8 protein-coding genes and 2 pseudogenes are annotated in these 10,766 nt (G+C 36.6%); 3 read left to right on the forward strand and 7 right to left on the reverse strand.

What is annotated here, in order from left to right:
• The coding region (locus LC608_RS34830; protein ID WP_308189977.1) for a transposase family protein at nt 1-288 on the forward strand (288 nt) is incomplete at its 5' end.
• 95 nt (nt 289-383) lie between these two features.
• Here LC608_RS34830 and LC608_RS34835 read toward each other — a convergent pair.
• The 6 genes from LC608_RS34835 to LC608_RS34860 form a co-directional block, all read right to left on the reverse strand.
• A complete protein-coding gene (locus LC608_RS34835; protein ID WP_229557896.1) occupies nt 384-1,697 on the reverse strand; it encodes a DUF4910 domain-containing protein in 1,314 nt (437 codons plus the stop codon).
• A 166-nt stretch (nt 1,698-1,863) separates the two neighbouring features.
• Entirely contained in the window at nt 1,864-2,517 is a 654-nt protein-coding gene (locus LC608_RS34840) for a PIG-L deacetylase family protein (protein ID WP_229557897.1), read from the reverse strand.
• A 111-nt stretch (nt 2,518-2,628) separates the two neighbouring features.
• Nucleotides 2,629-3,489, reverse strand: a complete 861-nt coding sequence (locus LC608_RS34845) for a glucose-1-phosphate cytidylyltransferase (RefSeq protein WP_229557898.1) — start codon at nt 3,487-3,489, stop codon at nt 2,629-2,631.
• Nucleotides 3,490-3,542: 53 nt separating this feature from the next.
• Complete coding sequence (locus tag LC608_RS34850) at nt 3,543-4,823, reverse strand: class I SAM-dependent methyltransferase (RefSeq protein WP_229557899.1); 1,281 nt, start codon at nt 4,821-4,823, stop codon at nt 3,543-3,545.
• A 54-nt stretch (nt 4,824-4,877) separates the two neighbouring features.
• Nucleotides 4,878-5,447 (reverse strand): dTDP-4-dehydrorhamnose 3,5-epimerase, encoded by a 570-nt coding sequence (rfbC, locus tag LC608_RS34855; protein WP_229557900.1) that lies wholly within the window; start codon nt 5,445-5,447, stop codon nt 4,878-4,880.
• A complete protein-coding gene (locus tag LC608_RS34860) occupies nt 5,405-6,472 on the reverse strand; it encodes an NAD(P)-dependent oxidoreductase (RefSeq protein WP_229557901.1) in 1,068 nt (355 codons plus the stop codon). Before LC608_RS34860 ends, rfbC begins: the two co-directional genes overlap by 43 nt.
• Nucleotides 6,473-7,063: 591 nt before the next feature.
• On the opposite strand from LC608_RS34860, the gene LC608_RS34865 reads away from it, so the two are divergent.
• Both LC608_RS34865 and LC608_RS34870 read left to right on the forward strand, forming a co-directional pair.
• Nucleotides 7,064-9,406, forward strand: a complete 2,343-nt coding sequence (locus tag LC608_RS34865) for an NACHT domain-containing NTPase (RefSeq protein WP_229557902.1) — start codon at nt 7,064-7,066, stop codon at nt 9,404-9,406.
• A 522-nt stretch (nt 9,407-9,928) separates the two neighbouring features.
• Nucleotides 9,929-10,036: pseudogene (locus LC608_RS34870) on the forward strand (IS5/IS1182 family transposase); the annotation flags it as partial.
• Nucleotides 10,037-10,181: 145 nt separating this feature from the next.
• On the opposite strand, the pseudogene LC608_RS34875 reads toward LC608_RS34870, so the two are convergent.
• Nucleotides 10,182-10,636, reverse strand: a pseudogene (locus LC608_RS34875) (ISKra4 family transposase); the annotation flags it as partial.
• Between the last annotated feature and the right edge of the window lie 130 nt (nt 10,637-10,766).

Below are 10,766 nucleotides of genomic sequence, written 5' to 3' on the forward strand. Positions count from 1 at the left end.
CCAGATGAAGTTCCAATTCATGTGGATTTAGGCTTTCAGGGTTTACAAAGAGAATTTGTTAATATCAAAATTCCAGATAAAAAGCCCAGAGGTAAAGAACTGAGCGAAGAACAAAAACAGTCCAACCAAGAAAAAAGTTGCGATCGCGTTAAATGTGAACACACAATTGCAGGTATCAAGAGATACAATGCTGCTACAGCTTTATACAGGAATCGTATTGAGGATTTAGATGATCGCTTCATGCTGATTGCAGCCGGACTTTGGAATTTCTACTTAATGGCTGCATAATTTTGATAAGCGAAGTCTAGAATTTCATTTCATCATTTTTTAACTCTTATTTAGCTAAAATATTTCAAGAATTCCCGAATTTCGTTTTAGAATTATTAACATTCCTTTAATAAATTGAACTGTAACAATGTATCTGCTGTTTTATTAATCACATCAAACTCTATACCTGATTCTTCCGAAATCTCTAATAGCGTATGATTACCATCAGATAAGTTTAAAACCCACAACATAGCCATTTCACTCTTTTTTGTATCAGTTTGCCCACCTATAGCACTGTATAACCCTCGTTTACCTAACTGCGGTTCACATTTAGGGTTTTGATTTAAGTATTTTTTATTATTTTCTATAATATCTAAAACCGACAAAATTTTTGATAAAGAATCAGCAAGATATTGAGGTTGTACAAGTTCCAAATTGTCGGCAGATGTATGATATTGCGGATAAGTACCATGAGGCGATCTCATAAAACACCCTACAGGAAGATTAAAGCCTGGTGAACAAAACTGCCGTTCATCATAGCCATAGGGAGAGAACTCCATAATTTCATAATCTTGACCAGAACTCTTCAATACATGAGTAACAGCTTTATCAATTTCGGCATTACCTCGACGGCTTTTTTTGTAATGAGACTTGCCCGGATCACCCACACAGGTTACAACTAAACCATGTTTAATTTTGTCAACATTAGCTTCATTTAAAGCTAACCAAGTAATAGAACCGATGGTTCCAGGAATGAAGAGAAAGCGATAGGAGTAAGAAGGTGAAATTTCGCTAAGATGTTTGGCTAAAAAGGTTGCCAATGCTATACCTGAGAGATTGTCATTACAAAGCGATGGGTGGCAGGTATGACACGAAATTATAATTTCATCCGTTTTTTCCCCTCTAATGTAATACTCTCCGTAAGTTAAACAACCATTCTCTAAGGAAGAATCAATGCAAACTTCATATTCTTCATCTTTTAGTTCTAATAATTGATTATGACTAAGACAAAAACCCCAGTTTTCTTTGTAGTAAGAAGTTCTATAAGGGATCCAATCAGGCTGATCGTGCAGTGTATAAAGATGTGCTTTTAAATCCTCTAATAGCATCTTTTCATGAATATTAATGCTGTAATTAACTATGTGGAGATTAGATTGATGGAAATTTATAATCTTTTCACCCTGTGAGTTTTTGATAAAGGCATCTCTAATATTCCATTCTTTGGGAATAGTCCAATCAAATACTTGAGTGCCAGTGGGAATATCATGAATATCTAAGGGAATATGTTGCTTAATAATGTTTAGTGTTTTTCTTAAGCCATCGCCAGTAATACTACGACAAATAGGATACATATCTGACACTAACTGATACATCTGACAGCTAATATCATTTACATTAATACTATTGTTTATATCAGTATTTTTATGCATTTTATTAGATTACTTTATAAAATGGGTTATGTTGCAAAAACTTATTCAGGACCAAACTATGTTTAATAAATTAAAAGTAGTTATATTATATTGAAGATTTTAATACTAATATGTATGCAATTTTTTTATTTATTACTCAAGTTCTAAACCAAGAAATAGATTCAAGCTAAAAAACGATTTTGCGGCAATAAAAAGCTTCTGCATATTTATTAGGTGAGTTAGATTGAACTCCTCGCAACCTAAGAATTGATAGAAAGGTTTCTTCTGTAAACCATTGTTTATTATTTTGCGACGGAAAGCTATCAATAATATATTGAATTTTATTTTGGCAAATTTCCTCATTTAAATTAACAAAGAAATTAGGATTTCCTAAATCACCATCATATTTAGGTATTTCATACTCTAAAATTAAGTGATTTCTAAATGTATTCCAAGTAAATTCAGAAATTAAGCGATGATCTTGATGCAAATCCTGGCGATAATGAGTAAAAATTAAATCAGGACTGTATTCTCGTTTCAATTCCTCGAAAAAGTATTTAATTTCAATTGCTATGAAAGGGAAAAATCCATCTTTAAATTTTTTTATTACTATATTTTTTATATGTTTATTTTTTAAAAATTTATTAGCGCTGTTATAGGCTTCCTCTTCTCTTTGTAAGTTTGAACTAAATACAACCCAATAAAACATAATGTTTGGGTAAGTTTCTACTAATTTTAATATCGTACCTCCGCAACCAATTTCTATATCATCACAATGCGCTCCTAAACACAAAACTTTATAATCATTTTTTTTTTCTTCTTCAAAAGTGATTTTAAGCATATTGCTGATTTTTTAACTTTATAGAATATTTTTTGTAACCACTTATTAGAAAGGCTAATCACAGTAGATATTTACTTAGTATATCTACTGTTGTGTTAAAGAGATTGCTAGTTATCCTTGAGCAAAAATCACAGGTGTATAATCATTTGTAAACTGATTAATGCGGCTATATTCTAAAGATTTTTCCTCCTTTTTAAGAAGATTCCATACTGCCCAAGGAGCGTTACCTTGACAATACATATCATCTAATTGCTGCTGCTCTTTGAAAGTATCCATGCATGCCCAAAAGCCGTTATATTTATAAGCTATTAATTGTTTATTTCTAATTAGTCTTTGAAATGGTTCAAGTACCAATTCTTCTCCGGCTTCAATATATTTAAAAATGTCTTTATTAAACACAAAGAAGCCGCCATTTATCATAATCCCAGCTTGCTGAACACTTTGGATATCATTTACTAACCCATTTTGTTGTGTTGAAACTAAATGGAAACTTTGCGATGGTTTTACACACAGAAAACTGGCTATTTTATTATGCCTATAAAAGTCATCAATTAGGTCAGGTAGGTGTAAATCTGTTAAGCCATCGCTATAATTGACTAAAAAGGACTCTTCTCCTTCTAAGTATTTTTCAACTGCCTTGAACCTTTGACCTATGTTTGAAGTCAAGCCTGTATCAACAAAAGTAATATTCCAATCTTCAATGTCACTATTTACGAGTTTAATTTTTCTGCCTCCCTCCTGTAAAGTAAAATCATTGGAAACACACTCATCATAATGGAGAAAATAATTTTTGATGACATCTGCTTTATAACCAAGGCACAAAATAAAATCTTTGTGTCCATAGTGAGCATAGTATTTCATCACATGCCACAATATTGGTCTGTAGCCGATATGAACCATTGGCTTAGGAATATTGGTGGACAATTCTCTTAATCTTGTTCCTAAACCACCGCAAAATAAAACTACTTTCATCGTAATTTCCTTTGTTATTAATAAATCAGATTAAATTCCAATTGCTTTCTTGCTCAAGAATAGACATTGACTTCAGGAATCGGTACTACAAATTTTCCACCCCAATCACGTACATACGACATCTGGGACATTACTTCATTTTTTAGATTCCAAGGTAAAATCAACAGGTAATCTGGCTTAGTTTCTTGAATTTTGTTTGGATGAAAGATTGGGATATGAGTACCTGGTAAAAACTTACCTTGTTTGAAGGGATTTCGGTCTACAGTGTAATCAAGAAAATCTTCTCTAATTCCACAATAGTTCAAAAGAGTGTTACCTTTTCCAGGAGCGCCGTAACCAACAATTGATTTTCCTTGGCGTTTAGCTGCAATTAAAAATTCCAAAAGCTGGAACTTGGTTTCTTTCACCTTTTCAGCAAAAGAAAAATAACTTTCTATGTTGAGAAACCCCGCTGCTTCTTCTATTTCTCTTAATTCCTTTACCTCCTGACTAATAGATTTAGAATTATCGTCTACATGGCAAGCATAAATTCTCAAAGATCCACCATGTGTAGACAGTTCTTCTATATCAAAAATAGTTAAATCGTGAGCAGCAAAAATCTTCTCTACTGTGAGTAACGATAAGTAAGAAAAGTGTTCGTGATAGATAGTATCAAATTGGTTTCCCTCCATTAGTCGCATTATATGGGGAAACTCCATAGTAATGACACCTTCAGGCTTAAGTAAAATTTTACAGCCTGCGACAAAATCATTGATATCAGGTACATGAGCAAGGACATTGTTGCCTATTAATAAATCTGCTTGCTTGCCATTAGCAGCTAATTCATCTGCTGTGTTTTGTCCAAAGAACTTGACAGTTGTAGGAATGCCTTTTGTAATAGCTAGCTCAGCGACATTAGCTGCTGGTTCTATACCCAGAGCAGGTATTTCTTTTAATACAAAGTATTGCAATAAGTAACCATCATTACTAGCTATTTCTACTACTTGGCTTGAGGTATTAAGTCCAAAGCGAGTTATTACTTTTTCGGTATAATTTTTGGCATGTTGTAACCAAGAATCAGAGTAAGACGAAAAGTAGGCATAGTGGCTGAAGATATTTTGCGGACTGACATATTCTTGAAGTTGAACTAAAAAACAGCGATCGCACACATAGACATGCAGTGGATAAAAGGGTTCCATTTGGTTTAGCTGTTCAGCTGCCACGTAACTTTCACACAGTGGTGACATTCCCAAATCCACAAAGGTATGCTCTAATGTTGTCCCACAGAATCGACAGCCACAACGATTTACGCTTATATCATTTTGTACAGAGGATTGCAGAGTTGTCGTAGTCATTTATTTGTTAATTCCCATGTTATATGCAAACTTGATAGAGGTAGATGAGAACCCTTACACCCTTACACCTGGTTGGGCATGGGTAGAGTCTAAAACAGATTCAAACAAAGGCCAGCTTGTATCTTTATCAGAAATTTCACTTATAGGTAAAGGCCATTGAATCCCAAAAGCTGGATCGTTATAGGGCAGCCCACACTGGTAATCTGGCGCATAGAATTCACTCATCTGATACACAACTTCAGTAGCATCAGTTAGCGTTTGATAACCATGAGCAAACATTTCAGGCACGTATAAAGCTCTACGGTTCTCGGATGATAGCTCAACACCAACATGTAACTTATATGTAGGAGATTCAGGGCGCAAGTCGATGATCACATCATAGATAGCGCCATGAGTACAGCGAACCAATTTTACCTCGGTTGCCGGAGTAATTTGATAATGCATACCCCGGAGAGTCCCTTTTTTGTGGTTGAAAGCGACATTGCATTGGGCAATTGTTGGCTTTAAACCGTGAGCCAAAAATTCCTGAGCGCAAAAAGTACGAGCAAAGAAGCCACGAGTATCTTGGCGTTGTTCTATGTCTATAACGAATGCACCTTTGAGTGCAGTTTCTGTGAATAGCATGACTTATTCCAGAAGAAATTTTGATCTATTTGCTGAGTCCGAATCAAATACTCCAGCTGCTTTAAACGAGTGAACCCTTTAAATAAAAAAGTGGATTCTGACATATCGATAGCAGTAAACACATCGAACAATTGCTGTGTACCTTTAACTGCATTCCACTCACACTTAAATCCCGGTAGTTTGGTGTTAATCTTCTCGAAAGAAACCCGATAGCTGCGGTTATCAGCACTAGTGTCACCAAAAGAAAGTTGGCATCCAGTAAAAACTTCAGCTACTATCTGGGCAATTTCTTTGACTTTGTAGTTGCTAGCAGTGTCACCCACATTGAAAGTTTGGTTGTGAATAATGTCGCGCGGAGCTTCTAGGGTACATACAATTGCTTTGCAGATGTCTAACAAATGAACTAGCGGTCGCCAAGGAGTACCGTCGCTTGTCATCTTGATTTCTTTAGTCGTCCATGCCAGCCCAGACAGGTTATTTAACACAATATCAAAGCGCATTCTGGGAGATGCGCCGTAGGCGGTGGCATTCCGCAAAAAGGTAGGAGAGAAACTATCGTCAGCTAATAACTTGACATCTCGCTCTACCAAGGTTTTACATTCAGCATAGGCCGTTTGGGGGTTGACAGGAGACTCCTCCGTAACGTGTTCATCAGTACCAACGCCATAGACACTGCACGAAGACGTATAGACAAAGCGACGCACACCGGCCATTTTGGCTAGTTGAGCAAGTTTAACTGAGCCTTGATGGTTAATTTCATAAGTCACATCAGGACGTAACTGCCCGGCGGGATCGTTGGAGAGTTCAGCTAAATGAATGACTGCCTCAACACCTTGTAAATCTTCAACTGTGATATGACGGATATCTTTATTAAGAGTTTTGGCTGTGAGTTCGGTACCGTTGTACAGCCAACCAACTTTGTAGAATCCTGTGTCAACTCCAATAACCTCATGATCGTGTTGCATCAAGATTGGGGCTAATAAAGAACCGATATAGCCTTCAGTCCCAGTTACCAGTATTTTCATAGATGTCAAACCTGATAGGTAGAGCTTGGTTTTGTAAAAAACCTTTGTTAACTTAACTACAAAACCATTTCCTCAAAACGAGATACCTCGCACGAAGAACCGCTTACAAGACTGTTTTTAATTGTGCGTTATGTTGTGGTACTAGCACAATCCTTTATATAAACACCAGTGTGTAATAAGTGTGTTTGCGATCGCGTTCAGGAAAATGTATGACTTGACGTATAAGTTATATCATCTGAGTTTGCTTTAATTTATCCTACTTATCCTACTTTTCCTACTTTTATTACATCTAATAGTAAAAAGCTAAAAGCCATTCTTTTTTGATAAAAAATTAAGCCATAAGAGGGAAGAAACCACCGTTCTAAATTAGTTATTCTTAAAAGCTATTCAGAAACTAATCTTGATAAACATTAGTCTTACTACATTAATTACTCTAACTACAGTAGTGTTTTAGCTATTGGATTTTTTAGCTATTAAAGAAAAGTTTATAAAACTCAAAAGTAATATATAACAGGAGTGTAAATTAATAGTTAATCATTAATTTATTCAATACTTCACCTAAATTAATAACTGGAGATTCAAAACTGTTCTATGGCACGACGTTCGTTGAAAGCATCTACTGTAGGTATTGAGAAAGCAAAAAGGGCTTTCAAAGTCAGGGAATGGACGCAAGAGTATTTAGCTAGTGAGGTAGGACTTGAAACTCGCCAGTCAATCTGGAAATTTTTTACAGGCAAGCCGATTGAGCGTCAGAACTTTATGGAGATTTGCTTTCAACTCGGTTTAGATTGGCAAGACATTGCTCAACTCCCCGATCAGAGGCTACTGACAGAAAACAACCAGACATGGGAAAACTGCCAAGATGTCGAAAGCTTGGTGCAAATGTTGCGATCACGTCGAAGTGATAAGATTCAATCCCAATGTGCCACTACGCGGTTGTTAGATATCCCTCAACCAATTCAACTAGAAGAAATTTATGTTGACACCAATATTCTGAATAATATTACAAGTCGAAGATGGTTAGATATCCTCGATCTACAAGAGTCTATTCCAGAAGAGTTCGACTGTTTTGATTTTAATCAACTTTATCAAGAACGAGTCTCTGCAATACAAGCAGTTATCACCTATCCCAAACTAATGGTACTAGGTAAACCAGGGTCTGGGAAAACCACATTTTTAAAGCATATTGCTATGCAATGCAATCAAGGCAAATTACTATCAGACCGGATACCTATTTTTATTCGTTTGAGGAACTTTGCTGAGGATGCTAGAGAAACAGGAAAGTACAGTTTATTGAACTATATTAGTCAAGAACTTACCGACTGCGCTGCTTCAGACCTAGAAATCCAAACATTATTAATTGACGGCAAAATATTAGTTCTGCTGGATGGTTTAGATGAAATTCCAGAAGATGATAACCAAACAATAATCAGTAAAATTGCGATTTTTGCGGAAAAGTATTACAAAAACCAGTTTATTATTACATGTCGGATTGGTTCCCAACAGTATCGGTTTGAGGAATTTAGCGATGTTGAAATTGCTGATTTTGACTCCTCCAAAATTGAGGCTTTTGTCCAAAACTGGTTTATAAATGTTAGCAATAATTCCTTAGAAAAAGGACAAGCCTTAACTTGTCAGTTCATGCAAAAATTACAGTTATTGGAGAATAAACAAATTCGAGAGCTAGTCGTAACGCCACTTTTGCTTAACCTGATTTGTTGTGTGTTCCAAGACCGCTCAGACTTTCCAGTTAGAAAGGTCGAACTTTACAAGCAAGGATTGGACATTTTGCTCAATCGCTGGGATAAAGTGAGGAACATTAAACGAAATGAAATTCATCTTCGTTTGTCTTTACCTCAAAAGTTTGGGCTGCTGAGTCAAATTGCTGCTATTACCTTTAAGCAAGGTCATTACTTTTTTACACAAAGTAATGTACAGCAATACATTACAGACTACCTTTGTAACTTACCCATAGACCAAACTGAGCCGGAAGTACTGCAACTCAAGAGTGAAGTAGTCCTGAAATTGCTTGAAACACACGGATTATTAATAGAGCAGGCACGGGGAATTTACTCGTTCTCGCATATAGTTTTTCAGGAGTATTTAACAGCTAAAAATATTGTTACTAGTGCCAACCCACAAATATTAGAAAAAAAACTAATTGAGCTAGTTAGCCATTTGACTGAACCACGTTGGCGCAAAATCTTTTTACTAACTGCTGGCATGTTGGATGATCCCATTTGTCTATTGCAATTCATGAAGCAAGATATTGATCAGCTTGTCGCCTTTGATAAGCAATTGCAAAAGTTCTTTAACTGGGTTAATCATAAGTCCCTTTCAGTTCAGTCTACCCATAAAAGAGTAGCTATTCGTGCCTTTTATTTGACACTAGAACTTCTCGACGACCTGAACTTGACTAATGACTTGGCTTTTTCCCTTGGTATCGATCTCAGGCTCACTAGTAATCTTACTCCTGATTTAGCTCTAGATATAGCTCTTCAGTGTGCGCTTCAGTTAAGCCTTGCCCTGCCTTATGAGCCATCTTTGGATCGAGTTTTGGCTTTAAGCTTTACTCTCCCCGATGACCGAACTCTTGCTTACAATCCTGAGTTACAGCATTCTTTGCAAAAACTTAAAGAACAATTACCGACTCCAGTTCAAGGCAAAGAAAAGTTAAAAGAATGGTGGAATGTTAATGGTCAGACTTGGGCTAAAGAATTGAGGTTGGTGATAGTTCGGTATCGCAATATTGGTCATCAGTGGCAGCTCAGTGAGCACCACAAAGAAATACTCAAACAGTACTACACTGCCAACCAGTTATTAGTAGATAGTCTCAATAGTACTTGTAAAATAACTCCCACTCTAACAGAGAATATTTTGGCAACGTTATTGTTACCCACCCCTCAAACATTGATCAGATATAGCAGCATATAACAGGTTTATAAACCACAGTAGCAACATTTTTAGAACTGCTCCTTTTAAAATCAGTATATGTAGCATCAAATTTTTTGTAATATTTTGTCTATCGGGTGAAATTAAACACTGAATCTTGGTGTCAACTTAACGCAAAACGGGCGGTTATAAATCGCGTCTACACAAATAAAACTTACCTCGGTGGGTTTCAAACTCTTAATTGACCTTAGTCCGCGGAGGCGGACTAAGCCTGTATACCCGGATTTCTCACAAGCTTTGCGATCGCTATTACCAAACCTTTATGAGGCTTAGATTTTGAGCGTTTTAGACACTGCATGAATCACAGCAGTATGTGAACGGGGTATTTTATCTCAAGTCTAAATGGCATAAGCGTTTTGGGCTAATCGTTTAAACCTTTGTGAGAAATCCGGATATAGCGGCGAGTTCTATTCGCCCTGGCTCTAAGTTGACAAGAACTCTTGCAAAAGTCTTTTGTAATATGATTGAGGGTTTGACAATTTACGATTATGACAATAATAAGCAGTGAAATTTTGGAGAGCCAAACAACTGACTTCAAAAAAATTTAAACGACTCACCGGAGTAAGTCGTAAAACCTTTCAGTTAATGGTTAGTTTAGTTAAAGCTGATGAGTAAAATAAAAATAAACCAGGCAGGGTAAGCGCATCTAATTTTGTAGCTCTTGATACAGGCAAGAAGTTTTAAACTCTATCTAAATATCAATTTTTCATTCAAAATAGGACGAATTGTTGGGGAGCATCCCAGTTTGGCAAAAAAATCAAATAGCTAGCGTTCCATTGAGGTAAGCACAACGCACAGAAAGCACTTGATTAACATTATTAGCTTTCCACTGTGCCCCAGTGATTTTCATCCGAGTGCCAAGAAGTTTGATAGCAGATTCTACCGCGCCTGACCCCACAGAACAGATTTGCTCGGCTTGACAATAGCTGTAGTTGACAATTCTCAGGCGGTGTCGCTCAAGATAAGTACAGAAATTCTTCGCCTGCTTACCCTTGCAATCGGCAAACAACGCCTGGGCTGCCTCCACTTGCCCTTGCCACAATAGGGTTTCGGCTTTTTTGAGCCGTTTGACGGACCACCAACTTTGTAGAGATTTTCTTTAAGATGAAACCAGTCTAAAATTTCCCATCTTTGGTTGGCGATCGCAAATTCTTTGACTAAATTCCATACTCCATCATGTCCATCTCCTAAACATACGAGTGGGTTGACCAGCTGTCAATACTGCTCGGTTAAGGAGAAATAGAGGGTAAAACAAAGAAAATAGTGTTCGCGAATTGTTTACGCGAACAAGATGATTGGACTTACTTTTTCTCTTTGAGGCTATCGTACAAGTCCACCCAAT

It is taken from the genome of Nostoc sp. XA010, assembly GCF_020829625.1.
GTDB lineage: Bacteria > Cyanobacteriota > Cyanobacteriia > Cyanobacteriales > Nostocaceae > Nostoc.

Excerpts from the sequence above, each read along its gene's own strand:
- LC608_RS34835 (WP_229557896.1), bottom strand. The coding sequence starts at position 1,697 with ATGCATAAAAATACTGATATAAACAATAGTATTAATGTAAATGATATT.
- LC608_RS34840 (WP_229557897.1), bottom strand. The coding sequence starts at position 2,517 with ATGCTTAAAATCACTTTTGAAGAAGAAAAAAAAAATGATTATAAAGTT.
- LC608_RS34845 (WP_229557898.1), bottom strand. The coding sequence starts at position 3,489 with ATGAAAGTAGTTTTATTTTGCGGTGGTTTAGGAACAAGATTAAGAGAA.
- LC608_RS34850 (WP_229557899.1), bottom strand. The coding sequence starts at position 4,823 with ATGACTACGACAACTCTGCAATCCTCTGTACAAAATGATATAAGCGTA.
- rfbC (WP_229557900.1), bottom strand. The coding sequence starts at position 5,447 with ATGCTATTCACAGAAACTGCACTCAAAGGTGCATTCGTTATAGACATA.
- LC608_RS34860 (WP_229557901.1), bottom strand. The coding sequence starts at position 6,472 with ATGAAAATACTGGTAACTGGGACTGAAGGCTATATCGGTTCTTTATTA.
- LC608_RS34865 (WP_229557902.1), top strand. The coding sequence starts at position 7,064 with ATGGCACGACGTTCGTTGAAAGCATCTACTGTAGGTATTGAGAAAGCA.